The sequence below is a fragment of the Streptomyces gossypii genome (genome assembly GCF_025165795.1).
GTDB lineage: Bacteria > Actinomycetota > Actinomycetes > Streptomycetales > Streptomycetaceae > Streptomyces > Streptomyces gossypii.
In genome coordinates this window covers 127,875-154,175 of the sequence record NZ_JAJAGO010000013.1, presented here as the reverse complement: position 1 = coordinate 154,175, position 26,301 = coordinate 127,875, and the positions used below count along the sequence as shown (strand labels likewise).

At 71.9% G+C, this 26,301-nt stretch carries 26 protein-coding genes and 1 pseudogene; 11 read left to right on the top strand and 16 right to left on the bottom strand.

Features of this window, described 5'->3' with window-relative positions; translation table 11 throughout:
• Nucleotides 1–22: 22 nt before the first annotated feature.
• The 3 genes from LHJ74_RS26175 to LHJ74_RS26165 all read right to left on the bottom strand — a co-directional run bounded on the left by LHJ74_RS26175 (nucleotide 23) and on the right by LHJ74_RS26165 (nucleotide 2,591).
• Nucleotides 23–1,012: an alpha/beta hydrolase gene (locus LHJ74_RS26175; RefSeq protein WP_375546844.1), complete on the bottom strand. Its 990-nt coding sequence runs from the start codon at nucleotides 1,010–1,012 to the stop codon at nucleotides 23–25.
• 122 nt (nucleotides 1,013–1,134) lie between these two features.
• Entirely contained in the window at nucleotides 1,135–1,719 is a 585-nt protein-coding gene (locus tag LHJ74_RS26170; RefSeq protein WP_260220697.1) for a carboxymuconolactone decarboxylase family protein, read from the bottom strand.
• A complete protein-coding gene (locus LHJ74_RS26165; RefSeq protein ID WP_260220783.1) occupies nucleotides 1,716–2,591 on the bottom strand; it encodes an SDR family oxidoreductase in 876 nt (291 codons plus the stop codon). The genes LHJ74_RS26170 and LHJ74_RS26165 overlap by 4 nt, the downstream gene beginning before the upstream one ends.
• Nucleotides 2,592–2,716: 125 nt before the next feature.
• Here LHJ74_RS26165 and LHJ74_RS26160 point away from each other — a divergent pair, with 125 nt between their 5' ends.
• The 3 genes and pseudogenes from LHJ74_RS26160 to LHJ74_RS34580 form a co-directional block, all read left to right on the top strand.
• Complete coding sequence (locus tag LHJ74_RS26160; protein ID WP_260220696.1) at nucleotides 2,717–3,352, top strand: TetR/AcrR family transcriptional regulator; 636 nt, start codon at nucleotides 2,717–2,719, stop codon at nucleotides 3,350–3,352.
• Nucleotides 3,353–3,489: 137 nt separating this feature from the next.
• Nucleotides 3,490–4,143, top strand: coding sequence for an ArsR/SmtB family transcription factor (locus LHJ74_RS26155; protein ID WP_260220695.1), 654 nt, complete (start codon nucleotides 3,490–3,492; stop codon nucleotides 4,141–4,143).
• A 213-nt stretch (nucleotides 4,144–4,356) separates the two neighbouring features.
• Nucleotides 4,357–4,491 (top strand): annotated as a pseudogene (locus tag LHJ74_RS34580) (C39 family peptidase); the annotation flags it as partial.
• Between the two features lie 89 nt (nucleotides 4,492–4,580).
• Here LHJ74_RS34580 and LHJ74_RS26150 read toward each other — a convergent pair.
• On the bottom strand, nucleotides 4,581–5,303 hold the full coding sequence (locus LHJ74_RS26150; protein ID WP_375546843.1) for a L,D-transpeptidase: 723 nt from the start codon (nucleotides 5,301–5,303) through the stop codon (nucleotides 4,581–4,583).
• A 193-nt stretch (nucleotides 5,304–5,496) separates the two neighbouring features.
• On the opposite strand from LHJ74_RS26150, the gene LHJ74_RS26145 reads away from it, so the two are divergent.
• Complete coding sequence (locus tag LHJ74_RS26145; protein ID WP_260220694.1) at nucleotides 5,497–6,258, top strand: endonuclease/exonuclease/phosphatase family protein; 762 nt, start codon at nucleotides 5,497–5,499, stop codon at nucleotides 6,256–6,258.
• A 6-nt stretch (nucleotides 6,259–6,264) separates the two neighbouring features.
• Here the strand turns inward: LHJ74_RS26145 and LHJ74_RS26140 are convergent, their stop codons facing one another.
• On the bottom strand, nucleotides 6,265–6,909 hold the full coding sequence (locus LHJ74_RS26140; protein ID WP_260220693.1) for a hypothetical protein: 645 nt from the start codon (nucleotides 6,907–6,909) through the stop codon (nucleotides 6,265–6,267).
• Nucleotides 6,896–7,666 carry an alpha/beta hydrolase gene (locus tag LHJ74_RS26135; RefSeq protein ID WP_260220692.1) on the bottom strand — a complete coding sequence of 257 codons (771 nt, stop codon included), beginning with the start codon at nucleotides 7,664–7,666 and terminating at the stop codon, nucleotides 6,896–6,898. The genes LHJ74_RS26140 and LHJ74_RS26135 overlap by 14 nt, the downstream gene beginning before the upstream one ends.
• Before the next feature lie 182 nt (nucleotides 7,667–7,848).
• On the opposite strand from LHJ74_RS26135, the gene LHJ74_RS26130 reads away from it, so the two are divergent.
• Genes LHJ74_RS26130 through LHJ74_RS26120 form a run of 3 tightly spaced genes read left to right on the top strand, consistent with a single transcriptional unit; the run spans nucleotide 7,849 to nucleotide 10,537 of the window.
• Nucleotides 7,849–8,634 (top strand): lysophospholipid acyltransferase family protein, encoded by a 786-nt coding sequence (locus tag LHJ74_RS26130; RefSeq protein ID WP_260220691.1) that lies wholly within the window; start codon nucleotides 7,849–7,851, stop codon nucleotides 8,632–8,634.
• 36 nt (nucleotides 8,635–8,670) lie between these two features.
• Nucleotides 8,671–9,855: a MacS family sensor histidine kinase gene (gene macS / locus LHJ74_RS26125; protein WP_260220690.1), complete on the top strand. Its 1,185-nt coding sequence runs from the start codon at nucleotides 8,671–8,673 to the stop codon at nucleotides 9,853–9,855.
• Complete coding sequence (locus LHJ74_RS26120) at nucleotides 9,848–10,537, top strand: response regulator (RefSeq protein ID WP_260220689.1); 690 nt, start codon at nucleotides 9,848–9,850, stop codon at nucleotides 10,535–10,537. Before macS ends, LHJ74_RS26120 begins: the two co-directional genes overlap by 8 nt.
• Nucleotides 10,538–10,569: 32 nt before the next feature.
• Here LHJ74_RS26120 and LHJ74_RS26115 read toward each other — a convergent pair whose 3' ends face one another.
• Nucleotides 10,570–11,451 carry an RNA polymerase sigma-70 factor gene (locus tag LHJ74_RS26115; RefSeq protein ID WP_260220688.1) on the bottom strand — a complete coding sequence of 294 codons (882 nt, stop codon included), beginning with the start codon at nucleotides 11,449–11,451 and terminating at the stop codon, nucleotides 10,570–10,572.
• Nucleotides 11,452–11,709: 258 nt separating this feature from the next.
• On the opposite strand from LHJ74_RS26115, the gene LHJ74_RS26110 reads away from it, so the two are divergent.
• Entirely contained in the window at nucleotides 11,710–13,230 is a 1,521-nt protein-coding gene (locus LHJ74_RS26110) for an MFS transporter (protein WP_260220686.1), read from the top strand.
• A gap of 184 nt (nucleotides 13,231–13,414) precedes the next feature.
• On the opposite strand, the gene LHJ74_RS26105 is transcribed toward LHJ74_RS26110, so the two are convergent.
• Nucleotides 13,415–13,654, bottom strand: a complete 240-nt coding sequence (locus LHJ74_RS26105; RefSeq protein WP_260220685.1) for a DUF397 domain-containing protein — start codon at nucleotides 13,652–13,654, stop codon at nucleotides 13,415–13,417.
• A 23-nt stretch (nucleotides 13,655–13,677) separates the two neighbouring features.
• Between LHJ74_RS26105 and LHJ74_RS34510 the strand changes: the two genes are divergently transcribed.
• Nucleotides 13,678–13,893 carry a hypothetical protein gene (locus LHJ74_RS34510; protein WP_375546842.1) on the top strand — a complete coding sequence of 72 codons (216 nt, stop codon included), beginning with the start codon at nucleotides 13,678–13,680 and terminating at the stop codon, nucleotides 13,891–13,893.
• 447 nt (nucleotides 13,894–14,340) lie between these two features.
• The gene (locus tag LHJ74_RS26090) at nucleotides 14,341–15,369 is read left to right on the top strand and encodes a 6-phosphofructokinase (protein WP_260220683.1); all 1,029 of its coding nucleotides are present in this window, start codon (nucleotides 14,341–14,343) and stop codon (nucleotides 15,367–15,369) included.
• Nucleotides 15,370–15,451: 82 nt separating this feature from the next.
• Here the strand turns inward: LHJ74_RS26090 and LHJ74_RS26085 are convergent, their stop codons facing one another.
• From LHJ74_RS26085 to LHJ74_RS26080, 3 genes are all read right to left on the bottom strand, one after another.
• Nucleotides 15,452–17,497 carry an anthranilate synthase family protein gene (locus tag LHJ74_RS26085; RefSeq protein ID WP_260220682.1) on the bottom strand — a complete coding sequence of 682 codons (2,046 nt, stop codon included), beginning with the start codon at nucleotides 17,495–17,497 and terminating at the stop codon, nucleotides 15,452–15,454.
• Between the two features lie 103 nt (nucleotides 17,498–17,600).
• A complete protein-coding gene (locus LHJ74_RS34505) occupies nucleotides 17,601–17,660 on the bottom strand; it encodes a trp operon leader peptide (protein ID WP_375546845.1) in 60 nt (19 codons plus the stop codon).
• A 72-nt stretch (nucleotides 17,661–17,732) separates the two neighbouring features.
• Nucleotides 17,733–18,884 (bottom strand): glycosyltransferase family 4 protein, encoded by a 1,152-nt coding sequence (locus LHJ74_RS26080; RefSeq protein ID WP_260220681.1) that lies wholly within the window; start codon nucleotides 18,882–18,884, stop codon nucleotides 17,733–17,735.
• Nucleotides 18,885–18,934: 50 nt separating this feature from the next.
• Between LHJ74_RS26080 and LHJ74_RS26075 the strand changes: the two genes are divergently transcribed.
• A complete protein-coding gene (locus LHJ74_RS26075; protein ID WP_260220680.1) occupies nucleotides 18,935–20,170 on the top strand; it encodes a glycosyltransferase 87 family protein in 1,236 nt (411 codons plus the stop codon).
• 124 nt (nucleotides 20,171–20,294) lie between these two features.
• Here the strand turns inward: LHJ74_RS26075 and LHJ74_RS26070 are convergent, their stop codons facing one another.
• The 5 genes from LHJ74_RS26070 to LHJ74_RS26050 all read right to left on the bottom strand — a co-directional run bounded on the left by LHJ74_RS26070 (nucleotide 20,295) and on the right by LHJ74_RS26050 (nucleotide 25,870).
• On the bottom strand, nucleotides 20,295–21,563 hold the full coding sequence (locus LHJ74_RS26070; protein ID WP_260220679.1) for a Cif family virulence factor: 1,269 nt from the start codon (nucleotides 21,561–21,563) through the stop codon (nucleotides 20,295–20,297).
• Between the two features lie 28 nt (nucleotides 21,564–21,591).
• Nucleotides 21,592–22,581 carry a C40 family peptidase gene (locus LHJ74_RS26065; protein WP_260220678.1) on the bottom strand — a complete coding sequence of 330 codons (990 nt, stop codon included), beginning with the start codon at nucleotides 22,579–22,581 and terminating at the stop codon, nucleotides 21,592–21,594.
• A gap of 276 nt (nucleotides 22,582–22,857) precedes the next feature.
• Nucleotides 22,858–23,907 carry a C40 family peptidase gene (locus LHJ74_RS26060; RefSeq protein WP_260220677.1) on the bottom strand — a complete coding sequence of 350 codons (1,050 nt, stop codon included), beginning with the start codon at nucleotides 23,905–23,907 and terminating at the stop codon, nucleotides 22,858–22,860.
• 343 nt (nucleotides 23,908–24,250) lie between these two features.
• Nucleotides 24,251–25,609: an NYN domain-containing protein gene (locus LHJ74_RS26055; protein WP_260220676.1), complete on the bottom strand. Its 1,359-nt coding sequence runs from the start codon at nucleotides 25,607–25,609 to the stop codon at nucleotides 24,251–24,253.
• Nucleotides 25,610–25,630: 21 nt separating this feature from the next.
• Nucleotides 25,631–25,870, bottom strand: coding sequence for a hypothetical protein (locus tag LHJ74_RS26050; RefSeq protein ID WP_260220675.1), 240 nt, complete (start codon nucleotides 25,868–25,870; stop codon nucleotides 25,631–25,633).
• Nucleotides 25,871–26,301: the final 431 nt, after the last annotated feature.

Below are 26,301 nucleotides of genomic sequence, written 5' to 3'. Positions count from 1 at the left end.
TACACCGGAGGCAGCCGGCCGGCTACGCCTTGCGGAGCCGGCCGATCATGCCGTCGAGGTCGCGCTGGAACATATCGTGCCGGAAGACGTGTCCGCCGGGCGCCTCGTGCGCCTCGTGCCTGATGCCGGCGCCGTCGAGGAGACCGCGGAACTCCCGCTGTCCGGCGAGCACCTCGCCCTCCGTGATCTGCTCGAACCAGCTGACCGGGGAGCGGCTGGTCCCGGCAACCATGAAGACGCGCTTGTTCCGGTAGCTTTCGACGCGCTCCACCGGGTTGTCGGCGCTCACCCTGGCCTCGTCCCACAGCGGCGCGCCGTAGATGGTGCCGCCGGCCAGGTCCACAGCCGCGGCCGAGACGTTGGCCCAGTGGACGACCGCCCCGAGGTCGCGGCGCAGGCTTGCCGGGCCGGAATGCGAGCTGACCGAGGCGAAGTGGCCGTAGTACTTGGCCGTGTACTTCAGCGCGCCGAAGCCGCCCATGGAGAACCCGGAGACGGCGCGGCCGTCGTACTCCGCGTACGTGCGGAAGTTCGCGTCGATCCACGGCAGCAGCTGGTTCATGTGGAACGTTTCCCAGTTGCGTGGCCCGACGCGGGAGCTGACCGGGTTGCCGTACCAGCCGGTGTGCCCGCCGTCGGGCATCACCACGATGATCGGCCTGCCGCCGACCAGGTCGCGGATGCCGCCCCTGTCGAACGTCATGAAGTCCTGGTCGAGGCCGCCGCCGTGCAGCAGGTACAGCACCGGGTACGTGCGTCCGCTGCTGTGGTAGTCCTCAGGCAGCAGGACGTTGACGGCAGGGTCCCAGCCGATCGCGTCGGTCGCGAACCGGTAGTACCACATGCGGGGATTGCCCTCGCCGCGTTCCACGATGCGCAGCCCGAAGCCGTTGCCGGCCGCGCCGGCCGGTGACCCGGCCGCGACGACGCCCGCGCCTCCGAGAGCCGCCGCGGCGGACAAGCCGCCCGCGGTCTTCAGGATGCGCCTGCGGGTGGGAGCCTGCTCCTTCAAGATGACCTCCTGGTGGGGGATTCCTGTGTGTGGGGGTGCGCGGCCGGGCTGCGACGGGATGTGCGACCGTGACTGGTCGCCGCCGCGTCTGCCCGGCCGTGGCTCGTGAGGGTGCCGGCCTCTCAGCCACGAGGTTCTCCCCGTGGAGCATCAGGTGACAGGCGCAGGGCGGTGATGGTGGTGGCAAGCATCTGGTAGTGGCCCACCAGGAGCAGGAGCTCGATCGCGGCGTTCTCGTCCAGATGTGCGCGCAGGTCCTGCCACGCGGTGTCGTCGAGGTCCTGGCGCTCGTGCAGCATGTCCGTCGCCGCGAGCAGCGCCCGTTCGCGTGTGGTCCATGCCGCGTCGTCGGAACCGTCGACGATGCGGTCGAGGTCGGCGCGGGTGACTCCGGCTCTGCGGCCGAGGCGCTTGTGGTGCTCGAACTCGTAGGAACAGCCGCGCAGATGGGCGACGCGCAGGATGACGAGTTCGGTTTCGCGACGCGGCAGTGTCCCTCCCGGCATCAGCCGGCCGGCGAAGCGGAGCCAGCCGCGGAACAGCTTGCGGTGCCGCCCGAGGGTCAGGAAGAGGGCGGGTGCGCGGGTCCTGGAGACGAACCCGGCTAGGTGGCTGAACAGCCAGACGAGGGCGCCGACTTCCTTCCGGCTACCGGGGGTGATACGGGGCGCACTCGCGGCGGGCCGGTCCCGCCCCGGCGGGGTCACGGGGTGTCTCCGCCGGCCTGCGGGGGAAGCGGGGCCGGGCGCAGCAAGCGGGTCATGGCCCGGTTCGCGGCCCGCATGGCGAGCACGTACAGCGGCGGAGCCACGCGCTGCAGGGCGTGCAGCAGGCGGACACCCCGTGAGGTGTGCACGAGGTAACGTCCACTGTGAACGCCGTAGAGGATCTTGGTGGCGACCTGCTCAGGACTGGCGGCCCGCGCGCGGAAGTTGGCGCGCAGCCGCCGTATCGCCGGGCTGTCCTGGTCCACGCCGACGATCTCCACGGTTTCCGTGAGCGGTGTGGCGACCGCGCCGGGGCACACCAGGGTCACTCCGATGCGGTGCAGGCGGAGATCGAAGCGGAGCACCTCACTGACGCCGCGCAGCCCGAACTTGGCGGCACTGTAGGGCGCGTGCCAGGGCAGGCCGACGAGTCCGGCGGCGGAGGAGACGTTCACCAGGTGGCCGCCGCGCCCTGCCGCGATCATGGCGGGCACGAATGATTCGATGACGTGGATCGGCCCCATGAGGTCCACCTCCACCAGGGCGCGCCAGTGCCGGTGTTGCAGGGACTGCACGGTGCCCCAGATCGATATCCCGGCGATGTTCATCACGACGTCCACTGGCCCACCGTCGGCGTGGACCTCGTCGGCCATGGCCCTGACCTTCTCGTACGAGGAGATGTCCGCGGCCTTCGCGTAGGCGACCCTGCCACCCGCGGCGCGTACTTCCTCGACGGTGGCGCCCAGGCCGTCGGCGTCCAGATCGGTCAGGAACAGCACCGCGCCCTTGGCCGCAGCCCGCGCGGCGGTGGCGCGACCGATGCCGCTGGCCGCGCCGGTGATGAACACGCGGCGGCCCGTAAGGTCCTGCATTCCGCTCACGACCGGCTCACCTCGGGGGCTGGGGGATGGAGCCACGGCTCGGTGCACAGGCACCAGTGCGGGCGACGGCCCGGCGAATGTACCAACAAGAACATTCGATTGGGTATAACTAGGGGGTGACTCGTTCTCCAGACTCCGGTACGCAGCGACGTCGCTATGCCCCACGTCGGCCACGCGAGGAGCGCAGTGCGCAGATCATCGACGCCGCGGCGCAGCTGCTTGCCGAGCACGGCTGGAGAGGGATGACGATGGAACGTGTCGCCGCCGCGGCCGGCGTCGCCAAGTCCGTCAGTTACGCGATCTTCGGGTCGCAGGCAGGACTGCAGCGCGCCGTGATGCTGCGTGCCCAGGAGGTCACCCAGGCCCGCGTCGCCAAGGCTCTCGCGGCCGCACGAGAGGCGGACGGGTTCGTCGCGGCGTTCAGCACAGGCCTGGTGGTGTACCTGGAGCACGTCGTCCGCGAACCGGACATCTCCAGGCTCGTTCTCCTGCCGATCGAAGGAGCACCGGCCAGCGTGCACGAGGCCATTCGTGACGGACGCGAACGAGTACTCCAGCAGATCGAGGACGTCATCGAGGCTCGGATCGACCGCGAGGGCGCGGCGAACGTCGACGCCCACCTGATCGCCCACCTCGTACGGGGCAACGCCGAACTCCTCGCACGCCTGCTGCTCGAACAGCCCGAAAAGTTCACCCCGGAGCGGCTGGCGAACGCCACCGCGGCATTCGCCCGTTACATGCCGCACAGCTGACGGACCAGCCCCGGCGTGGTGCTGGATCGGCACTCCGGCACCTCAACGACGACCCCGGCCGCCCACTCCTCCGCTCCCCCAGGCTGCGGCAGGCACCGGTCAGCGTCTTGACAGTGGTCTCCCGCGAGGGTCGCCTAGTGCTGCGGACAGGCGACTGCGAGACGCTCCAGGCCGCCGTCGACACCCTCGTCCACACACCGCCACCGCGCCTGCGCACCCATCTGACGCGGGTTGCCGCGTCACGCCGACTCCCGACCTGGACGGAGTCGCTGGCGGGCGGCGACGGCGACGCGCTCCAGCGGCTGGGGGACGCCCTCCGCACGTACCACCTCGAGACCCTCGCCCCGTTCTGGCAACGCATCCACGCCCACGGCGACGCCGACCGCGTCATCCGCCTGCACAGGCTCCTCCGCGGTGGTACCGATGGCCTGTTGTCCGGCCTCGGTCCCCGGTTCCGCTGGCGCCAGCCGGTGCTGGAGGCCGATTACCCCGTCAACCACGCCGTGGACTGGGCCCGCCCCACACCCACGGCCCGTACGGACGACGTTCCGCTGGGCCCGCTGCTCGGGCACACGCGCGCGGCCGTGCTCGGGGCGACCCCGACCGGCGCCTCCACCGTGGAGCTCGCCCGCATGCAGGCGGTGACACACCCGGCCATCAGCCAGCACCTGAAGGTGCTGCGCGCGGCAGGACTCGTGATCACGGTCCGGAAGGCCGGACGGTCGTTCCACGTCGCGACCGCGGAAGGGCGTGCGCTGCTGCGCAGCGGTGAGCGGGGCGAAATTCCGTAGCAGGAGGGGCGGCTTCCCGCGCCGCCCGCCGGTCGGGCCGCCGTAAGTCTGGGCTGTCATCGCTTGCAACTGTCATGGGCATGCACGGAAACTGGGCGGGCTGTTGCACCCGCATCCCCACCGCGTTGCGTACTTCCCGCACTCTCACCCGCCCCGCAGCTCTGGCCACCGCCGTTGTCGCCGTAAGCGCCCTGTTCGGCCCAGGAAAGCCCCACGGTCATCGGCTATGACGACGCGAACCGCACCGTACTCATCGCCGCCCCCGCCTCCTTCGGCGGCAACCAGATCTACTGGCTGTCCTTCGACCAGCTCGCCAGCCTCATCCCGCCGAAGGGCTACGCGGCCTGACCAGCCGCCGGCCCGCAGGGCCGGCGGTGCGCGCCTTCACGCCCCGCCGGCCACGTCATGGGCGGCGGGGCACCGCGGCGGTCAGGGCCTCATGTGCCGGGCTTGCGCCCGTACACGTACACGTCGTCCGCGTGGCGGAGCAGCTTCCAGTACGCCTTGGCGTCCGCGGTACGCATGTTGACGCAGCCGTGGGAGCCCGGCTCCGACCACACGCTCCCGCTGATCGCGTGGAACGCCTCGCCGCCGTCGAAGAACTGGCTGTAGGGCATCTTCGAGTCGTACAGCGTCGACACATGGTGCCTGTTCCGCCAGTAGATCTTGTACAGCCCGGTGCGGGTCTCATGGCCGTTCCGGCCCGTCCGTACCGGTACGGGCCCCTTGCGCAGTTCGGCCCCGTCCTGGATCCAGCTGATCTGCCGGGTCAGGTCCACACACGCGATGCGGCCCTTGTTCACCGGACAGCTTCCGGCCTGGTTCGGCTGCCGCCCCGCTGCCTCCTGCCGCTTCACCGTCTTCATCACCTTCCAGGTGACCGGCCCCGCATAGCCGTACTGCGGCTGGATGCCGTGCGACGCCTGGAACGACCGGATCTCCCGGCAGTCGGCGGCCGTCTGCACGCCGTCGGCCGGCAGCCCCAGGAACCGTTCCGCCTGCTTCTGATACGGACCTTGCAGCCCCCCGCACCACGAGCCCGCCGCCTGAGCCGGTGCCGCGGCGAGGCCGATCATCGCCGGCGGCGCCAGTAACCCGGCGGTCGCCAGCCCGACGACGGCACGACGCCGACTGCCTGTTCCTCTTCCACTTCCTGACATGGGTCACCACTTTCGTCCCGGAAGGGCACCGCGCGCCGGACGGCGGCGGCTCCCCAAGGCCCAGTACGCTCCATCGACTTGCCACGGTAGTCCGCTCACGTCGCCGCCACGCGCGATTACCGGGCATTTACCCCTCACAGGTGACCGGGCGCCGGGACCTTCGAGGCTCCGGCCAGGTCGTAAGCTTGCTCCCATGACACTTGCGGATCTTCCTGAGTCGAAGACCGAGCCCGACGGCTCCGCCGTGGTCCGCCTCCTGAGCTACAACATCCGCTCCATGCGTGACGATACGGCGGCGCTCGCCCGGGTGATCCGGGCCTGCGCACCCGATGTCGTGTGTGTGCAGGAGGCCCCGCGCTTCTTCCGCTGGCGCAAGTACGCCTCGCGGCTGGCCCACGCGACCGACCTGACGTATGTCACGGGCGGGGCGACGGCCAGCGGCCCGATGATCCTCGCCTCGCTGCGCGCGTACGTCGAGCACACCGAGGACGTGCTGCTGCCGCTGACCCCCGGCCTGCACCGGCGCGGACTGGCCACCGCCGTACTGCGGTTCGGACCGTCGGCACGGCTCTCGGTGGTCAGCTGCCATCTGAGCCTGCGGAGCGAGGAACGCTACGCGCAGGCCGGTCTGCTGCTGGACCGGCTGCCGCACCCTGGCACCCCGCACAGCGTGGTGGCGGGCGACCTCAACGAGCGCCCCGAGGGGCGCAGTTTCCGCCGCCTCACGGACACGCTGCGGGACGCCTGGGTCAGCAAGCCCTGGGGCGAGGAGTTCACCTCCACACCGGACCGTCCGCATCAGCGCATCGACGCGGTGTTCGCCTCGGACGGGGTGGAGGTCCTCGGCTGCGGTGTGCCTGCCGGACTGCCGGGCGTCAGCGACCAGGACCTGCGCGCGGCCACTGATCATCTGCCCGTGCTCGCGGCCCTCCGGGTGCCGCCGCACCCGGTGTGATCCCGGTCAGACCACCGCACCGCGCCCGGGGTCGTCGAAGTCGTCATGGTCGTCCCGCATGCGGGCCACCAGCGTGCCGAAGCCACCGAGGAATCCGCCGACGCCCAGGGTGATGACCCACCACGTCATCTCGAACTGCAACACCACCCCCGCGATCAGCAGCAGCGGGCCGCCCAGCACCGCGAGCCAGGCGAACCTGGTGGTCATGTCGGTCTCGGGGAGCGGCGGCGGCTCCGGGGGGACGAAGTGGCCCTCGTCGTCCGCGCCCTCGGGAAGGTCCCAGTCGCGCGGGCCGGTACCGGCGGCGTAGACCGTCACGCTGCGCACCGGAGGTTCGCCCGCGCCGCCGCCCGCGCCGCCCTCGCCCGGCTCCTCGCCGGGACGTGCCCCGTCGTCAGGCCGGGTCAGGGTGTCGCCGTCGGGCTCCGGGTAGTCGTCTGCCTCGGGCGTGCCGTCGGTCTCGGACTTGGCGTCCGCCTCGGGTGTGCCGTCCGCCTCCGGTGTGCCGTCGATGCCGTCGGCCTCGCGGGAGGCGACGTCGGGCTCCTCGCCGTATCCGGCAACGATGGCCGCCCAAGCCGCCTCCTCGTCCGGGGGCAGCGTGGATTCCGGCTCGTCGCCCGGCCCGCCATCGGGGTTACGCTCTGTCACGTGCCGTCTCCCTTGCCGCGATACGGGAGATGAACATGTGGCTGTCCTCGAAGATCCGCTCCGCGTCGAAGTCCAGCGTGGCGACGTGGTAGCTGCGCTCCAGCACCGTCTCCGTCACCTCGGTGGAGGAGACCCTGGAGAGGATCAGCGCCGAGTCCGTGGCCGGCACCACATGGTCCGACCGGCTGCGCAGCACCATCAGGGGTTGGGTGACCTGCGGCAGCTCACCGCGCACCACCCGGAAGAAGCTGCGCAGCGAGTGGGCGGCGTGCAGCGGCACCCGGTCGTAACCCAGCTCATGGCTGCCCTCCTTGGCGATGTCGTCGGTCAGGCCCGATGACGTGGGGACCAGGTGGCGCAGGACGGGCAGCGCGTATCCGGCCGCGCGCGGGAAGGTGCTCGCCGGATTGACCACCACGATGCCGCTCACCGCGGCCCCGTGCCGGGCCGCCAGGCGCAGCGCCAGAGCGCCGCCCATGGACAGCCCGCAGACGAAGACCCGCGCACAGCTCTCACTCAGCAGGCGCAGCTCGCGGTCGACGGTGGCGTACCAGTCCTGCCATCCGGTCACCTGGAGGTCTTCCCAGCGGCTGCCGTGGCCCGGCAGCAGCGGCAGGGAGACGGTGAGGCCCTGGTCAGCCAAGTAGCGGGCCCAGGGGCGCAGCGACTGCGGTGAGCCGGTGAAGCCGTGGCAGAGCAGCACACCGATGTCAGAGCCCTCATGGCGCATTGGCTCGGCTCCGGGCATGAGCGGCACCGTGAATCTCCATTCGCACGGACGGAGCGGGAGTCCTGGTCCAGGCGTGGCCCCGCCGGGAACCACTCCTTCGGCCACCCTACGCGTGCGTTCGGCGACCCGGTAGCGCCCGCCGCACCGCGGGGGGAGCCTACGGGCATGGCGAGATAGGCTCGTGCACATCGGTCATCAGGAGGTCCCGGTTGTTCTACGGCGCGATGAAGCTGTCTGTCGGCAGCTCGCTGAAACTGGTCTTCCGGCCATGGGCGGAGGGCCTGGAGAACATTCCCGAGGCCGGCCCCGCCATTCTGGCAAGCAACCACCTCTCGTTCTCGGACTCCTTCTTCCTCCCCGCCATGCTGGACCGCAAGGTCACCTTCATCGCCAAGGCCGAGTACTTCACCTCGCCCGGGGTGAAGGGCAGGCTGACGGCCGCGTTCTTCAAGGGCGTCGGGCAGCTTCCGGTGGACCGGTCGGGCGTGCGGGGCGCGGGTGAGGCGGCGATCAGGAGCGGGCTGGAGGTGCTGGAGCGCGGTGAGCTGTTCGGTATCTATCCGGAGGGCACCCGCTCCCCCGACGGGAGGCTCTACCGGGGCAAGCCCGGCGGTCTGGCCCGGCTCGCGCTGCGCTCCGGTGCCCCGGTGATCCCGGTGGCCATGATCGACACGGAGAAGATCCAGCCGCCCGGCAAGGTGGTGCCGAAGCTGATGCGGCCGGGCATCCGGGTCGGGCGGCCGCTGGACTTCAGCCGTTACCAGGGCATGGACACCGACCGCTTCATCCAGCGCTCGGTGACCGACGAGGTGATGTACGAGATCATGCGGCTCTCCGGTCAGGAGTACGTGGACGTGTACGCGACGGCCGCGAAGCGTCAGCTGGCCGAAGCCGAGAAGGCGGAGAAAGCCGAGAAGGCCGAGAAGGGTGAGCAGGCCGAGAAGGGTGAGCAGGCCGGCGGCGACGGCGGGGACGGCAAGGGCAGAGAGGCGTAGCGTACGGGCAGTGGCGCCGCCCGGGTCGGGGGAGAGATGTCCGCGAGGATTTCGGTCGAACAGCCGCTGTGGCGCGCGCTGACGGTCTACCGGGTGGGAACCCTGGTCTACGCGGTCGCCCTGCATCTCGTGGCGCACGGCCGGTATGAGCACCCGCTCGTCGCGAGCGTGTATGTCGCCGTGCTCACGCTCTGGTCCCTGGGCACCGTGCGGAAGGTGCAGTCGGCGGAGCGCTGCACACCCCTCTTCCTCGCCGGTGACCTCATCGTGGCGCTGACCGGCATCCTCCTCACCCGCCATGTCGAGTACCTCGACAGGGTGGAGGGCGGTGTCAGCACGCTGCCGTCGATATGGACGGCGGGTGCCGTGCTCGGTTTCGCCCTGAAGGGCGGCTGGCGCTGGGGCCTGTCCGCCGCCGCGGCGGTAGGTGTCGCCAATGTCGTCGAACGGGGCAGCGTCTCCGGTGACACTCTGCACAACGTGCTGCTGGTGTGCGTGGCCAGCATCGCCATCGGCTATGTCGTCGAGGTCGCGCGGGCCAGCGAGCGCACGCTCTCCCGTGCCCTGCAGATCGAGGCGGCCACCCGCGAGCGGGAGCGGCTCGCCCGTGACATCCACGACAGCGTGCTCCAGGTGCTCGCCATGGTGATGCGGCGCGGCACGGCGCTGGGCGGCGACGCGGCGGAGCTGGGCAGGCTCGCGGGTGAGCAGGAGTCGGCGCTGCGGGCGCTGGTAGCGGCCGGACCGTCCGAGCCGCGGCCGGGACGGGCCCCGGGAGAATCGAGCGGGGCGGGCGGGGCAGGCGAGGTGAGCGGGGCGGACGGGGCGGAGAGCAGCGATCTGCGGGGGCTGCTCGCCGGGCTGGCCGGATCCCGGGTGACCTTCTCCGGACCGGGTGCCCCGGTACCTCTGGCGCCTGGACGGGCCCGCGAACTGGCCTCGGCTGTCGGTGCCGCCCTGGACAACGTGCGGCGGCACGCCGGGGAGGGCGCCCGGGCATGGATCCTGCTGGAGGAAGAACCGGACGCGGTACTGGTGAGTGTGCGGGACGACGGCCCAGGCATTCCGGCCGGGCGGCTGGCGGACGCGGAGGCGGAGGGCCGTATGGGCGTCGCGCTGTCGATGCGCGGGCGGCTGCGCGATCTGGGCGGCACGGCCGAACTGGTGTCGGTGCCGGGACAGGGGACCGAAGTGGAATTGAGGATGCCGAAGGATGTCTGAGCAGGAGCAGCGGGGGCGGCAGCCGCTGAAGGTGATGGTCGTTGACGACCACCCGATGTGGCGGGACGCGGTCGCCCGGGATCTGGGCGAGGCGGGTTTCGAGGTCGTGGCGACGGCGGGCGACGGTGAGCAGGCCGTACGCCGTGCGCGGGCGGCGCGGCCCGACGTCCTGGTGCTGGATCTCAATCTGCCGGGGATGCCGGGGGCCGAGGTGTGCCGGACGCTGGTCGGCGCGGGTGACGAGTTCCGGGTGCTGGTGCTGTCCGCGAGCGGCGAGCACGCGGATGTGCTGGAGGCGGTGAAGTCCGGCGCCACCGGCTACCTCGTGAAGTCCGCGAGCACCGAGGAGCTGGTGGACGCGGTACACCGGACTGCCGAGGGCGATCCGGTCTTCACCCCCGGGCTGGCCGGGCTGGTGCTCGGCGAGTACCGGCGGCTGGCCACCGAGCCGGTGCCCGCGGCGGCGGAGGCGCCGGGCGTCCCGCAGCTGACGGACCGCGAGACGGAGGTGCTGCGGCTGGTGGCGAAGGGGCTCAGCTACCGGCAGATAGCCGAGCGGCTGGTCATCTCGCACCGCACGGTGCAGAACCACGTGCAGAACACGCTGGGCAAGCTCCAGCTGCACAACCGGGTCGAACTGGTCCGCTACGCGATCGAGCGCGGTCTCGACGACCTCGACTGACTCCGCCGTACCCGCCTCAGCGGCGCCACAACTCAGCGGCTCAGCACGGTCTTCTGCTGCACGCGCGACAGCTTCTCGGGATTGCGCACGATGTACACCCCGGTGATGAGGCCGTCCTCGACCCGCATCGCCACGACGGTGTCGACCTCTCCGTCGTACCGCAGAATGAGCCCCGGGCAGCCGTTGACCCAGACCGGCTCGATCGACCTCCCGGCACGGTCCAACTTCGCCAGACCGATGGTCAGCAGGCGAGCCACCTTGTCGGCCCCCACGACGGGGTACCGCACAGTCTGTACGACTCCGCCGCCGTCGCTCAGGACGACGACATCCGGAGCGAGGATGTCCAACAGGTTCTGCAGGTCGCCGGTCTCGACGGCCCGCTGGAACGCCGCGAGCGCGTGCCGGGTATCGGCCTGGGAGACGGCGTCACGCGGCCGCCGCGCGGCGACGTGCGCCCGCGCCCGGTGGGCGATCTGGCGGACCGCGGACGGGCTCTTGTCGACGGCGCCCGCGATCTCCTCGTACCCCAGATCGAACACCTCGCGCAGCACGAACACGGCCCGCTCGGTCGGTGTGAGCGTCTCCATGACCAACAGCATCGCCATCGAGACGCTGTCGGCCAGCTCGACGTCCTCGGCCACGTCGGGCGCGGTCAGCAGCGGCTCGGGCAGCCAGGAGCCGACATACGACTCCCTGCGCCGGCCGAGCGCGCGCAGCCGGTCCAGCGCCTTGCGCGTGGTGATCCGCACCAGATAGGCGCGCTGGTCCCGCACCGCCTCCAGGTCGACGCCCGCCCAGCGCAGCCAGGTCTCCTGCAGGACGTCCTCGGCGTCGGCGGCCGAGCCGAGCATCTCGTAGGCGACGGTGAACAGCAGGTTGCGATGGGCGACGAACGCCTCGGTGGCGGAGTCCATGCCGCCGTCTCCAGCGGTCCGTCCGCGCCTGTCCTGTGCCTGCCCGCTGCCCTCACCCATCTCCGGCTCCCACCTGTTCGCTCTCACTCCTGCCACACGCACAAGACGCCGGTCCCCGCCGCTCTGTGACGCCCGCCGGGGGTGGCGCTCCTCACATGACCGGTGCTGTCACAGGGATCGGACCTCCGACGTCTCGTGCTCGTCAGGACGCCGCGCAAACGATCCGCACGGCACAGCACCACCAGTGAGGACGAAGTCATGGCAACCACGAAGGCGCAGGACCCGCCGGGAACCTCGCGCCGCTGGGCCGCACTGCTCTTCATCGGGTTGGCCCAGCTCATGATTGTTCTGGACGCCACCGTCGTGAACATCGCGCTGCCGTCCCTCCAGCAGGACCTGGGGATCTCCGACGGCGACCGGCAATGGATCATCACCGCGTACACGCTGGCGTTCGGCAGCCTGCTGCTGCTCGGCGGCCGGATCGCCGACTACACCGGGCGCAAGCGGACCTTCCTCGTCGCGCTGCTCGGCTTCACCGGCGCGTCGGCGCTCGGCGGCGCGGCGGGCAACTTCGAGCTGCTTCTGACCGCCCGCGCCCTGCAGGGCGGGTTCGCCGCGCTGCTCGGGCCGTCCGCGCTGTCGCTGCTGACCGTGATGTTCACCGAACCGAAGGACCGCGCCAAGGCGTTCGGGATCTGGGGGGCCATCAGCGCCGCGGGCGGCGGGGCAGGACTGCTCGCCGGCGGAGCGCTGACCGAGTATCTGGACTGGCGCTGGTGCCTCTACATCAACATCCCGATCGCCCTGATCGCGGCCATCGGCGGGTACGCACTGCTGACCGAGTCGCGGCACGAGGGCAGGGCGCGCTTCGACATCCCCGGTGTACTGCTGGTGACCGGCGGGCTGGTCGCCGTCGTCTACGGCACCGGCCGGGCCGAGTCCGACGGCTGGGACTCGGGGAAGGTGGTCGGCCTGCTGGCTGCCGGCGCGGTGCTGCTCTGCGCGTTCATCTTCGTCGAAAGCCGGGTGCCGCAGCCGCTGCTGCCGCTGCGCGTGATCGCCAGCCGCACCCGCGGCGGCGCCTACCTGGCCGTGGGAATGACCGTCATCGGAATGTTCGCGGCGTTCCTCTTCCTGACGTACTACATGCAGGTCGTCAAGGGATACTCGCCGATCAGGACGGGCGTGGCCTTCCTCCCGATGGTCACGGCGGTCCTGGTCTCGGCCGGCGGACTCACCACCCGGCTGCTGCCCAGGGTGCCGCCACGGGTGCTCATCGTGCCCGGCATGCTCATCAGCTCCGTCGGCATGCTGTGGATACTCACCCTGGAGCCTGACACCGGCTACGCCGGCGGCGTGCTGGTCACGCAGCTCCTCCTCGGCTTCGGAGCGGGCCTGATCATGCCGGTCGCCCTCAACTACGCCACCCACGGCGTCGACCCGGACGACGCGGGCGTGGCCTCGGCCAGCGTCAACACCGCGCAGCAGATCGGCACCTCACTCGGCACGGCGCTGCTCAACACCCTCGCCGCCAGCACGACCGCCGACTACCTGGCCTCGCATGCCTCGCACGGCAGCCCGGACCCGGACCTCCTCAAGCAGGCGGCTGTGGAAGGCTTCGCGACGGCCGGCGCCTGGGCCGCGGGGATCCTCGTGGCCGGCGCGCTGCTCGTCGCCGTCCTGATGAACACCCCGCGCCCCAGGCAGCCGGCGGCCGCCGAGAAGGCGGGAAGCGCCGGAGGCACGGGGGACGGCGAACCGCTGCTCGCACACTCCTGATCCCTCGGGGGATCCATCCCCGCATGACCCATCGGGCGTGATCAAGGAGTTCTCCGCCGAGAGATTCCTTGATCACGCCGTCCTTCTCCGCCCCGCCACCGAAGGCTCGCTCGAACCGGCGGTCAGGGCCTTGTTCCCGGTCTGCCCGGGAAGAGCGGCCTGTCCGCTGCCGTGCTGCCAAGGGTCAGCCGTCGAAACGGCCCTCGCGCACATCGGCGACGAACGAGGCGAACGCGTCCGACGGAAAGAGCAGGGCCGGACCGGCAGGGTCCTTGGAGTCACGCAGGGCGACTGCACCGTAGGTCGTCTGGATCAGGTCGGCAGCCTCCACGCAGTTTCCCCCGCCGTTGCTGTAGGACGACGTGAACCAGTCAGCAACTCCGGCGAGGTCAGGGGCCATGAGGTTGCGGTTGTGAGGGGTCATTCTGAGCTCTCTCGCGATAGCTGGTGCAGGAACTTCGGGGTGTCGCCGGGAGGAAGGGCCGAGGCCACCATCGCGTCGAACATGCGGGAGAACCGCCCGACCTCGCGCGGCACGCCGGCGTCGACTACCGGGTCCTCACCCGGCACCTGCCCGGATGGGAACCGGCCGGAGTCCTCGACACCCTGCGCCTGGCCCGCGCGACCTACACCGACACCCCAGACACCACCTCGACGCCCTGATCGAGCACGCCGGTCTGGACCTGACCGGCGCCCCCGCCCACCGGCACCGCGCCACGTTCGACGCCTATGCCACCGCACTGCTCCTGCTGCGCATGGCAGGCCGCTACGACACCTGGGACGCACTGGCACAGGCCGCCGTACCGCCGGGGCTGCCCGGAGCACCCGAGCCGGAAGAGGACCCCACCCTGTGGTGACCACCGAACCAACCGCTGCCGGAGGTGTATTGATCCTGGCGGACAAGCAGATCTCCCGCCTCGGCCTGGGCCCGGTGCGCCTGACTCCGGTCGGCGGTCGCTCGTACGAGTGAGCGGGCGTGGGGGTCGGGCGCACCAACTCCGTTTGATTTCCGCCATCTTCCCGGAATTCCGTCCATCCTGACCATCCCCGTGTGACGTGGATCACCGCTAGCGTGGCCGCTGTTGCGTCCACGCGGAGAAGGGAGATCCCATGCGGGTCGGAGTGCTGACCGGTGGCGGCGACTGCCCCGGTCTCAACGCGGTCATGCGGGCCGTCGTCCGTAAGGGAGTCCAGCGGTACGACTACAGCTTCCTCGGCTTCCGGGACGGCTGGCGCGGTCCTCTGGAGGGCGACGCCATGCCACTCGACATCCCGACGGTGCGCGGCACGCTGCCGCGCGGCGGCACGATCCTGGGCTCCTCGCGCACCAACCCGTTCAAGGAGGAGGACGGGGTGCGGCGGATCCGGGAGAACCTTGCCAAGCACGAGGTGGACGCGCTGATCGCGATCGGCGGGGAGGACACCCTCGGCGTCGCCGCGAAGCTGACTTCCGAGGTCGGCATCAAGTGCGTCGGCGTCCCCAAGACCATCGACAACGACCTCTCGGCCACGGACTACACCTTCGGCTTCGACACCGCCGTCCAAGTGGCCACCGAGGCCATCGACCGCCTGCACACCACCGCCGAATCCCATATGAGAGTGCTGGTCGTGGAGGTGATGGGGCGGCACGCCGGATGGATCGCGCTGCACTCCGGGCTCGCGGGCGGCGCGAACTGCATCCTCATCCCCGAGCAGCGCTTCGACATCGAGAAGGTGTGCGGCTGGGTGGAGTCCCGGTTCAAGGCGAGTTACGCGCCCATCGTCGTGGTCGCCGAGGGCGCGATGCCGCTGGACGGCCAGATGGTGCTCAAGGACGGCTCGACGGACTCCTTCGGGCATGTCCGGCTGTCGGGCATCGGCGAGTGGCTGGCCAAGGAGGTGGAGCAGCGCACCGGCAAGGAGGCCCGCACGACGGTGCTCGGGCACGTCCAGCGGGGCGGCACCCCCAGCGCGTTCGACCGCTGGCTCGCCACCCGCTTCGGGCTGCACGCGATCGACGCGGTGCACGACGGCGACTGGGGCACGATGGTCGCGCTCCAGGGCACCGACATCGTGCGGGTGCCGCTCCGGGAGGCGACGGAGAAGCTCAAGACGGTCTCCCCCGAGCTGTACGAGGAAGCGGGGGTGTTCTTCGGCTGAGAGTCTGCCGGTTCGGGGGCCGGGGGCCGGCCGCCCCCGGCCCCCGAACCGGCGGCGCGACCGGTCAGACCGTCGTCATGGGTTACTCGGGCGATTCCGACAACGCTGCGAGGGTCCGCGCAGGGTGCCGCGGGCCAGGCGGTACGTTCGCAACACGCCCCAGCAGCCCGGCCGTCACCCGGGCGCCGTTCAGCGTCAGGACGGACTCGGGGTGGAACTGCACGCCCGCGAAGCCGGGCCCGCGCAGCGCGTACACCTCGCCGCTGTCCGGGTCGCGGCTCAGTTCGACCCCGAGCGGCGCGAGTTCGGTGACAGCCGCCTCGTCGCAGCGTGCGGTGAAGGAGTTGTAGAAGCCGACGGTCTCCGGCTGCCCGAAGAGGTCGATCCGCTCCTGCGCCCCCTGGTACGGCCGTGCCTTCCGCACCAGCTCCAGCCCCGGCACCGCTCCTGCGGACCCCGACCCCGACCCGGCGAACGGCAGCTCGGCGGACCCCATCTCGGCGGCGATCAGCTCGTGCCCCAGGCACACCCCGAGCACCCCCTGCCGGTGCCCGGCGAGCAGCTCCCGCGTCAGCCCGCGCAGGAACCGCATCTTCGGGTCGGCCACATCGCGCGGATCGCCCGGCCCGGGCCCGAGCACCACGGGGCCCGGATGCGCGAGCGCCGCCTCGCGCAGCCCCGGCTCGTCATAGCGGCGGACCGTCACCCCGAACCCGCACACCCGCAGGAGATGGGCGAGCATCGAGGTGAAGGTGTCCTCGGCGTCCACCACGAGGGCGTGCCCGTGCCGCTCGGCGCTGTGCTCCTGCATCCGCAGCCAGAACGGGGCGAGTCCGGTGCGGCGGGCAGCCAGCGCCGCCTGCACCCGCGGGTCGCCGGCAAGCCGTGCACGCGGCCGCACGCCGCCCGCGGGCGCCTCCCGTACGCCCAGCGCGGTGAGCACCCCGGCGGCCTTGGCATGGGTCTCGGCGACCTCGGCCGCCGGGTCCGAGGCGCGTACGAGGGTGGCCCCGACCGGCACCCGCAGTCTGCCGTCGGCGGTGTCGATGTGGGCGGTGCGGATGAGGATCGGTGAGTCGAGGGTCTGCGCCCCGTCCGACTCACCGAGCAGCGCCAGCGCACCCGCGTAGTAGCCCCGCCCCGTCGGCTCGTACCGCTTGATCACCCGGCAGGCGTTCTCGACGGGTGAGCCGGTGACGGTCGCGGCGAACATCGTCTCGCGGAGCACCTCGCGTACGTCCAGCGAGCTCTGGCCGCGCAACTCGTACTCGGTGTGCGCCAGATGGGCCATCTCCCGCAGGCGGGGGCCGACGACGACGCCGCCGTGGTCACCGATGACGCTCATCATCTTGAGCTCCTCGTCGACGACCATGGACAGCTCCTCGCTCTCCTTGCGGTCGGCGAGGAACTCCAGCAGGCCCTCGGTGGACGGGCCCTCCGGCGGATAGCGGTAGGTGCCGCTGATCGGGTTCATGACGGCGGTGCCGCCGCTCATCCGTACGTGCACCTCCGGGCTGGCACCGACCAGCACCCGGTCTCCGGTGTGCACCAGGAAGGTCCAGTAGGCGCCCTGCTCCTCGCTGAGCAGCCGGCGGAAGAGCGCGAGGGCGTCGGCGCGGGAGAAGCCGTGGACGACGCCCTCGAAGTTCCGCCGGATGACGAAGTTGGCGCCCTCCCCCGCGCCGATCTCCTCCGTCACGACGCGACGCACGATCTCCTCGTAGGCCGCGTCGTCCACGTCGAAGGCGCCTTCGGACACCTGCACGCGGTGTTGGGGCAGCTCGTGCAGCACGTCCTGGAGCGGCAGTTCGTACGTCTCGTCCGGTACCAGGACCGCGAGCGGGGTGCCGTCGTCGCGCGTGGCGAAGCCGCGCTCCGCGATCTGCCGGAAGGGCACCAGGGCCAGCGCGCCACGGCCCTCGTCACCGGTCGGGAGGTCGGCGAGCCGGGAGACCTCCCGCACCTCGCCGACGAGCACCTCGACGGTGTTGCCGTCCCTGCCGGGGGTGCGCCTGCGCAGCAGCGCGAAAGGCGGACCGTCCTCGGCGCGCAGCCGGTCGAGGCTGAACGGGCCGGGGACGGGCTGGAGTGTGGGCCGGGGTGTGGGCTGCGGTGTGGGCTGGGACATGCGGGTTCCTTCCGGAATGATGCGGAGGAACGACCCGTGTCCTGCCCGGACATACGGAAGGCCGCCCCTCGGGCGGCCTCGCGTCGGTCTGGGGTGCGCGCAGTCAGTGGGCCGCCGGGTGAGCGGTCCACCACCAGTTACCGGTTGTCGTCTGCGCGAACATGTACGGCACCCTACCTCAAGCCCGTCGCGTTCGTTCCGGGTCCGGTCGGCCTCCTGCTCAGCGCGCGTACGGCTACAGCAACTCCCGCAGGCGCCCCGCCAGCAGGTCCCAGGACCACTTCTCCTCCACCCACGCCCGCCCCCGCGCCCCCATCCGGGCCCGCAGCTCCGGGTCTCGCAGCAGCGTGACGATACGGTCGGCCGCGTGCTCGGGCGCGCCGCCGGGCACCACCCAGCCGGTCTCGCCGTCCAGCACCGCGTCCGGTGCGCCCCCCGAGTCACCGGCGACGACGGGCAGTCCGCTGGCCGACGCCTCCAGGTAGACGATGCCCAGACCCTCCACGTCCAGCCCGCCCCGGCGCGTCCGGCACGGCATGGCGAAGACGTCGCCCGCGCCGTGGTGCGCGGCCAGTTCCTCCCAGGGAACGGCGCCGGTGAAGCGCACGGATGCGGAGACCCCGGTCGCGGCGGCCAGCTTCACCAGGTCCGTACGGTAGGGGCCGTCCCCGACGATCAGCAGGACGGCGTCGGGCACGGCGGCCAGCACACGCGGCATCGCCGCGATGAGCGTGTCCTGTCCCTTGCGCCGGACGAGCCGCGAGACACAGACCACCACCGGCCGGTCGCTCAGCCCCAGCCGTTCCCGCACCAGAGCGCCGGGGGAGCCCGGATGGCCGGGCCGGAAGGTCTTCTCGTCGACACCGGGCGGCAGTTGCACCATCCGGGCCGCTGCGGGGGCGCTCAGCGCACCCGCGATCCGGGAGCGCGTGTACTCCCCCAGATAGGTGAGGGTGTCGGTGCCGTCCCCGATCCTGCGCAGCAGCAGCCGGGCGCCCGGGAGCTGCGCCCAGCCCGCCTCGTGCCCGTGTGTGGTGGCCACCAGCCGCTCCGCCCCGGCCTCGCGCAGCGCCGGTGCCATCAGCCCGAGCGGCGCCGCCGCCCCGAACCACACGGAACGGCAGTCGTGCGCGCGCAGCAGCGCCGCCGCCCGGCGGGTGACGGCCGGTGTGGGCAGCAGCATGGTCGCGCGGTCGCGTACGACGGTGAAGGGCTGCTCGGCGTCGAAGCGCGCGGTGGCCTCGGCGCCCTCTCGGCCGCGCTTCCAGGTGGAGGCGTAGACGACGACCCGGGCGGGGTCGAGGCGGAGCGCCATGCTGTGCAGGAACGCCTGGATCCCCCCGGGGCGGGGCGGAAAATCGTTCGTGACGATCAGGGTCTTGTGCATCGCTGACGACAGTACCGGGCGGCCGTGACCGGAAAGGTACTGTCCTTGTCATGCGCCTCCCCGTAGCCGTCTGGCTCGCGACCCGGGCTCTGCTGCTGCTGTTCGTCTTCAAGGTGTTCACGCTGCAGGGCCCCGACGTCACCTCCGATGTCACGGTGATCTACCAGGGCTGGTCCGAGGTGCTGCGGACCGGCTCCTTCCCGCTGGACGACGTCACCTGGCAGTACCCGCCCGGTGCCGCCCTCGCGGTGCTCTCACCGGGCGCGCTGCCCTTCCTCGACTACACGACGGCGTTCTTCCTCCTGGCGTGCGCCGCCGACGCGGCGGCGTTCGCGCTGCTGCTGCGCGCGGGCACCCGCACGGAGGGCCGCCTGGCGGGCGCGTGGTGCTGGGTGGCCGGGGTGCCGCTGCTGGGGCCGACGGTCTACTCGCGCTACGACCTGATGGTGGTCGCCGTCGCCGTCGCCGCGCTGCTGGCGCTGCCCCGCCATCCTCGGGTGGCGGCGGGGCTGGCGGCGTTCGGGGCGATGCTGAAGGTGTGGCCCGCGCTGCTGCTCCTGGGCACCCCGCGCGGCCGGGTCACCCGCACGGTGTGGGCCACCGCGGTCGGGGTGGCCGCGCTGCTGGGGGTGCTCTTCGCGGCGACGATGCCCGGCGCGTTCGGCTTTCTCACCGCCCAGCGGGACCGCGGGATCGAGGTGGAGTCGCTCGGCTCGCTGGTCTTCCACATCGCCCGGCACTACGGCTGGGAAGGGGAGGTGCGGCTCAACTACGGGTCGATAGAGTTCCTCGGCCCGCATGTGGGCGTGGTCGCCGACGCCTCGCTCCTGCTCTCGGCGGCGGCCCTCGGCTGGCTCGTGTGGTGGCGGCTGCGCGCCGTGGAATGGACGGCGAGCACACCGGCTGACGCGGCGTTCGCCGCGGTGCTGGTCTTCACCACGACCAGCCGGGTCATCAGCCCGCAGTACCTGGTCTGGCTGGTCGGTCTGGCGGCGGTGTGCGTGACGCTGCGGTCCAGCCGCCAGGGGGTGCCCGCCCTGCTGGTCCTGGCGGCGACGGCCGTGACGCTGCTGGAGTTCCCCATCTGGTTCGGCCATGTGGTCGCCAGCGACCGGCTGGGCATCGGGCTGCTCCTCGCACGCAACGGCCTGCTGGTCGCCGCGTCGCTGCTGGCCTGCCGGGTGCTGTGGCGCACGACGGTCAGCCAGTGCCGCGTCGGGCAGGGTCCGCCCGGAAGCGAGGCGTCCCGGCGCGGCCAGCGGCAAAGCGCCGGATCAGCCCCGTAGCGGGCCTGCTCGGGCGATCGGGTGACGCGACGCATGTCCGTGCCAGGACGGTGAAGGGGGCAGGCGCCGCCCGACGCGGGAGCGGGAACCGGCAGCGCGGGTCAGGGCCGACAGGCTCAGACGCTCAGGAGAGTTCGGCGCGCAGATACGCGCGCCACTGCGCGGTGAACTCCGCCGGGCTCACTCCGAGCACGTCCCGCAGCGCCCGTTCGACCGCCGCGTCCCGCTCCGCCTTCCCCTGCCCGCCGACCGCCGAATAGAACGCCATCAGCCGCTCCTGGCCCCAGCGTTCCTCGATCATCCGGCAGGCGAGCCAGCCGCCCTCGTAGGCGCGCCCCAGCTCCTCGGGGCCGCCCCCGAAGCGGAAGTCCCGGTCCCGTGGCAGCGCGTCCGGCACCCTGCCGTCCGGTACGGCACGGGCCAGTTCCGGTGCGGCCTCGCGGGGCGTACGCCCGGTGCCCCGGTAGCCGAACCAGTCGGCGAGCCCTTCGGAGAGCCACAGCGGAGTGGACCCGCTGGTGTGTGCGCGGGTGGCGACATGAAGTGTCTCGTGCGTCATGACGAGCTGCCGGCCGTCCTCGTTCAGCAGCCCGTACGCCTCCGGGTTGACGACGATCCGGTCCGCGGGTGCCTCCTCGGCGCGACCGCCCTCTCCCCTGGTCACCGCCGCCGTCCCCTCGTACGACTCAGGGGGCGCCCCCAGCAGCTCGCCCATCCCCCGCAGGCTGCCCGGCACTTCGACGATCACGCGCTCCGCCCACGGGTGCGGCCACTCCTGGGACACGGCGGGCACGGCGCGTTCGGCGGCGGCGGCGATCCCGCGCAGTGTGCCGCGCTCCGCCTCCGTACCGGCGCCGACCCCCAGCACCAGGCTGCGCTCGCCGCGCAGCACCGTGACCTTGCCCTGTTCCCACAGCTGCCGGGGGCTGCCGCCGCGCTCCTGGGTGACGAACCAGCCGTCGTCCCGCCGGGTGAGGACCAGCTGCTCGGTGGCCGTGAGCGGAGCCTCGTCGTAGCCGCGGATGCGGTAGCGCAGCCGTACCTCGGCCTCGGCGCGACTGCCCTGGACCTCCACCTCGGTGACGCGGGCCGTCCATTCGGCGAGCGGCAGCTCGCGCAGGTTCCCGAACGCGCGGCGCTGCGCGGCGCGGTAGTCGGCGGCGCCCCTGTGAGGGTCGACGGCCGCGAGATAGCCGCCCTCGTCGCCCGCGATGACGGCCTCCGCCTGCCGGGCGAGCAGTCGGCGGATCTCCGAACGCGCGTCACCCTGCCCCTCGGAGGGGCCGCCGCAGGCGGACAGCGCCGCGAGCAGGGCGAGCGCCGCGCATACGGCGGCCGGCGGGACCGGCACCTTGCCGCCCGGCCGTCGCCCGCCTACCGCCCGACCACCCACATGAGTGATCGTACGGTCAGTCGCATGGTCAAGGGCGGGCCACCGCCGAGACGGGGAGCATGCCCACCGCCTCATACCGCACCTGCGCGCCCGGGTACGGGGCGTGAACCACCTGGCCGCCGCCCACGTACATCCCGACATGGCTGGCGTCGGCCCGGTAGATGACGAGATCACCTGGCCTGGCTTCGGACAGCGGCACGCGCCGCCCGGCCGACGCCTGGGCCTGGGAGGTGCGCGGGAGGGAGACCCCGGCCTGACGGTAGGCCCACTGGGTGAGCCCGGAGCAGTCGAAGGCGCCCGGCCCCGCCTGCCCCCAGGCGTACGGGGACCCGAGGGCACCGCGGGCCGCCGCCACGGCAGCCGCCGCGCGGGCTGAGGATGCCCCGGGACCGCCCTGTGCGCCGGGCTGCGGGCCGCTGGTGCCGCGTGCGGTGGTGCGCTCCCGCTCCGCGCGCTCCTGGGGCGAGAGCTGGTGGAGGAGCCTCCGGGCCGAGGCGAGCTTCGTCTGTACGGTCTTCTTGTGGGCCCGCAGCGTGCCGCGCTGGCGCTCCAGCCGCTCCAGCTTCCGGTCGCCCTCCTCCCGGGCCTGGCCCAGGGTGCGCCGGGCTCCTTCGAACTGACGCAGCTTCTCGCTCTGGCTGCCGCTGATCCGCTCGAGGGCGGCGGCCCTGGAGAGATAGGCGCCCGGATCCTCGGACAGCAGCAGGGCGAGCGTCGGGTGCAGGCCGCCGGAGCGGTACTGCGCACCGGCGAGGGCTCCGAGGTCGCCGCGCAGGCGATTGACCCGCTGCTGGCCCCTGGCCGCGCGCTCCTGCACGCGGCTGAGCTCCTCGCGGAGCTCGGCCACCTGCTCCGCGGCGCCGTTGTACTTCTCGGTGACCCGCTCGGCCTGGGCGTAGAGGCGGTCCACGCGTACCCCGGCCTGTGCGGCGGAGAGGTCGTCGGGCTCCGCTCCGGCGGGGGCGGTGGCGAGCGCCGCGACGACACCGGCCGCAGCGGTGAGCACGGTGGCCCGCAAGGGCCAGCCCAGGGTGCGTCGAGGTGACGGGAGGCGTCTGTGGGACCAGTGCGAGACCACGGTGGGCCCTTCCGCTAGGCGAACTGCGCCCACAGAATGTAATCGCGCCGCTACGGAGGGTCCAGGCTCTCAGTCCGCCGAGCGCCCCGCACATACATCCGAAGCCCCGCCGAGACGCAGGTCACCGACGGGAGCGGCGGGATGCACGGGCCGCCGGGAATCACCCGGACGGACGACGCCCGGAGAGACCCCGGCGCGTCGTCACCCGGCGAGTGGTCAGCCGACTCGCACGCCGTACTGGAAGGGCATGTTGTCCATCGACTCGAAGCGGACGTTCGCACCCGGCTTCGGGGCGTGCAGGACCTGGCCGTTGCCCGCGTAGAGGCCGATGTGGTGCAGGTCGCCGTAGAAGAGCACCAGGTCACCGGGCTGGAGAGCGCTCCGCGACACCTGGGTGCCGGAACTGGCCTGCGCCTGCGAGGTGCGCGGCAGCGAGACACCGGCCTGGCCGTACGCCCAGGAGGTCAGCCCGGAGCAGTCGAAGGAGTTGGGGCCGGTCGCGCTCCACACGTACGGGGCGCCGACCTTGCCCTTCGCCGCCGCGAGTGCGGCACCCGCACGGCCGGAGGTGGGGGCGGAGTCAGGAGTCTTCTCCTCCTTCTTGTCCCCCAGTTCGGCCCGCTCGCTCGACGCGCGGTTGGCGCGCTCCTCCTTCTCGGCGAGGGCGGCGCGCTCCTTGGCGGAGAGCGTGTTGAGCAGCGTCTGCGCCTTGGAGAGCTTGCCCTGGATCTTCTTCTTCTTCTCACCGAGGCCCTTGCGGGTCTCGGCCAGGTCCGTGAGCTTGCCCTTGGCCTCGGTGCGCTGCTGCGCGAGGCTGCGCTGCTTGCTCTTGATCTTCGACAGGGCCTCGGTCTGCTTGGTGCTCAACTGGTCCAGCGTTGCCGCCTTGTCCAGGTAGCCGTCCGGGTCCGAGGAGAGGAACAGCTGGAGGGAGGGGTCGATGCCGCCACTGCGGTACTGCGCGGTGGCCATCGAACCGAGGCCGTTGCGCAGCTTGTTCAGGTCACCCTGACCGCTCGCGACGGAGTCCTGGAGGGTGCTGACCTGCTTCTGGAGCTTGGTCTGCTTCTCCTTGGCGCCGTTGTACGTCTCCGTCGCCGCCTCGGCATCCTCATAGAGCTTGTCGACCTGCGACTTGACCTCCTCCTTGGAGGGTTCGTCAGCCTGGGCGGACTGGGACGTCATGGCTACTGCAGCGGCAGCGGTCGCGGTGAGCACAGTGATGCGGGCGCGGTTCGGCTGCTTGGGACGACGGTGGGACGCCACTGGGGCGAGCTCCTTCTTCCTCAGCCGCCTGCCGGTGGTCAGCCGGCTCCGCGTCACTCGCGCTCCGAGGAAGACTCGGCGCTCGGGCTCCGTGGAACTAGGCGGTACCCCCGCTGTCGTTCCGGATGAACGATCAACCGCGCGAGGGTTCGAGCCCAGACACTAGCGAGGCGCATCTGATCGGATCAAATCCTCCCGGGAAAAAACCTTCCCCGAAGCCACATTCTTTACCCTCACCACACGCGCAGCAACGGCAACTTGACGCTCCGTAGGAGCATTACCGGCAAGACGGACATGGCCTCCCTCAGGGATGCAGGCAGGATTCATCGCCACCCGCGGACCCTCAAGTCCGGGCGAGCCGCTTGAGAAGCAGCACCGAAGCCACCGGCCGGGCTCCCGCCGCCGCGCAGCCGTCGGCGACTTCGCGGTCCGAGGAGACGACCACCACGGGCCGCCCCTCCGGCTCCGCCCGCACCAGCCGGCGGATCAGCTCGTCCGCCGTCTGACCCGGCTTGCTGAACAGCACCCGCACCCCGCGTGGTGGCGCCAGCAGCACCGGGGCCGCCAGTTCCGCGCCGTCGAAGACGCAGGTCATCTCCGCGCCCGTCTGCGCAGCCAGCACCGCCAGACCGCCCAGCAGCCGCAGTCGCTGCTTGTCCAGCGGCATCGTCGGATAGCCGGTCTTCGTCACGTTGTAGCCGTCGACGACCAGATGCGCCTGCGGCAGCGCCAACAGCTGGTCCAGCAGGGCGGGATCGCTCTCGGAGAGCGCACGCGCGGCGATGTCCTTGGGGCTCATCCGGCCCGGCGCGACCGCGTCCACGGTGTCCGCCGGACGCCCCCCGGCGGGCGGCAACGCCAGCTCCCGGCGCAGACCCTGGGCGGCGTCCAGCACCGTGTCCAGCAGCAGCCGCACCCGCATGTCCTCGACGCTGCGCCCCTCGCGTGCCGCCCGCCGCCCGGCCTCCAGCGCCGACTCCGCCTCCGTGAGCCGGGCCTTCAGCCGCCGCAGTTCACCCTCCGCCGCCCCCTTCTCCACCGAGGCGGCAGACCGCAGCGACTCCAGTTCCTCGCGCACCTTGCGCAGCGCCGCCTCGCGCCGCTTGACGTCGCTCTGCGCGCTGCGCAGCTTCCGCTGCACCACCTCGGTTTCCTTGCGGGCAGCCTCCAGGTCGGAGCGCCCGCCGGCCGCCTCCGCGCGCGCCGCGGCCCGCACCTGCGCCAACTCCTCGCGCAGCCCGACGAGTTCACGCTGGGCGTCCTCACCCGCGCGCTCCGCCTGGGCCCGCTGGGCCTCCTCGCCCGCCGCCGTGACGAGCTTCGCCCAGCCCGCCGGGCGCAGCACGTAGGCCGCCGCGGCGACATCGACCGGATCGGCGGCGGCAGGCGGCGTACCGCTCTCCAGCGCGGCGGTCAGCTCCGGCAGCAGCTCCCGCAGCCGGACCGCGATGCGCTGCCGGAAGGCGGCGTCGCCCTCCAGCGACGCCGCCATCGCGTTCCCCCCGAACTTCGCCCTGCGCTGCGGGGTGAAGCGGGCGTACTGCCGCAGTGGGAGTGGGAGCTCGGCGACGGTCAGGCCACCGATGGCCTCACCGGTCAGTGCCACCACCCGGTGGCGCACCTTTTCGGGCAGCGGGCGGTCGAGCGTCTCCTCCGGCAGCTCACGCTCCCGTCCGCCCTCACCGCCCGCATCTTCCACCACCGCTCACACCCGCCCGTTCCGTCAGACCTGTGCGCCCGGCCGGTCCACCAGTTCGATCTGGTCCACCGCGTTGCACCAGCGACACCGCACGGACTCGATGGTCTCACTGAGAACCTCGCGCTCCTCCACCTTCGGCTCACCGGCCAGGTCCAGATGGACGTACTCCACCACCTTGCTGGAACGCGTCACGTCGAACCGGGTGAGGTTCCCGCAGAGGGTGCAGCGCCAGCGAGTGTCCGCCGTGGGCTGGGGGAGCGTCATGGTTGCGTCCACATCCTTCTCGTACGTCTCGTGTTTCCGGTGCGTCTGCTGCTTCTGTCCGCTGCCCTGCTCGGCGGTTCCCCGCCGCGGCTGAGGGGCGCGGCTTCACGTCACCTCGGTGTCACTTCGTCTTCACGGGAGCACTGCCGGTCACCCTACGACCTGACCGACGGCCGCGTGTGCGGGAAGCGCGTCCCACGGCCGGCCCGTCGTGATTCACGCCATGCCGGCACCCAACCCCTACCCGCTGAGCGGCCGGGCACCCTGTGACGGCGTGCACGTTCCTCCCTGTCATCGCCGGCAACGCCGCGCCGCCCAGCTGACCGTTAGAGTGGGCGGGCCCGCAGCCGCGGCAGAGTGCCGCGGCCACCCGAGGGGCGCCCGCAACGGCAGCGGCTCCGACGCGGGCCGTACCCGCGATGAAGGGACCG

Coding starts and splice junctions, on each gene's coding strand:
- LHJ74_RS26165 (WP_260220783.1), bottom strand. CDS start 2,591: ATGCAGGACCTTACGGGCCGCCGCGTGTTCATCACCGGCGCGGCCAGC.
- LHJ74_RS26150 (WP_375546843.1), bottom strand. CDS start 5,303: ATGTCAGGAAGTGGAAGAGGAACAGGCAGTCGGCGTCGTGCCGTCGTC.
- LHJ74_RS26145 (WP_260220694.1), top strand. CDS start 5,497: ATGACACTTGCGGATCTTCCTGAGTCGAAGACCGAGCCCGACGGCTCC.
- macS (WP_260220690.1), top strand. CDS start 8,671: ATGTCCGCGAGGATTTCGGTCGAACAGCCGCTGTGGCGCGCGCTGACG.
- LHJ74_RS26120 (WP_260220689.1), top strand. CDS start 9,848: ATGTCTGAGCAGGAGCAGCGGGGGCGGCAGCCGCTGAAGGTGATGGTC.
- LHJ74_RS26115 (WP_260220688.1), bottom strand. CDS start 11,451: ATGGACTCCGCCACCGAGGCGTTCGTCGCCCATCGCAACCTGCTGTTC.
- LHJ74_RS26110 (WP_260220686.1), top strand. CDS start 11,710: ATGGCAACCACGAAGGCGCAGGACCCGCCGGGAACCTCGCGCCGCTGG.
- LHJ74_RS26105 (WP_260220685.1), bottom strand. CDS start 13,654: ATGACCCCTCACAACCGCAACCTCATGGCCCCTGACCTCGCCGGAGTT.
- LHJ74_RS26090 (WP_260220683.1), top strand. CDS start 14,341: ATGCGGGTCGGAGTGCTGACCGGTGGCGGCGACTGCCCCGGTCTCAAC.
- LHJ74_RS26085 (WP_260220682.1), bottom strand. CDS start 17,497: ATGTCCCAGCCCACACCGCAGCCCACACCCCGGCCCACACTCCAGCCC.
- LHJ74_RS26080 (WP_260220681.1), bottom strand. CDS start 18,884: ATGCACAAGACCCTGATCGTCACGAACGATTTTCCGCCCCGCCCCGGG.
- LHJ74_RS26075 (WP_260220680.1), top strand. CDS start 18,935: ATGCGCCTCCCCGTAGCCGTCTGGCTCGCGACCCGGGCTCTGCTGCTG.
- LHJ74_RS26050 (WP_260220675.1), bottom strand. CDS start 25,870: ATGACGCTCCCCCAGCCCACGGCGGACACTCGCTGGCGCTGCACCCTC.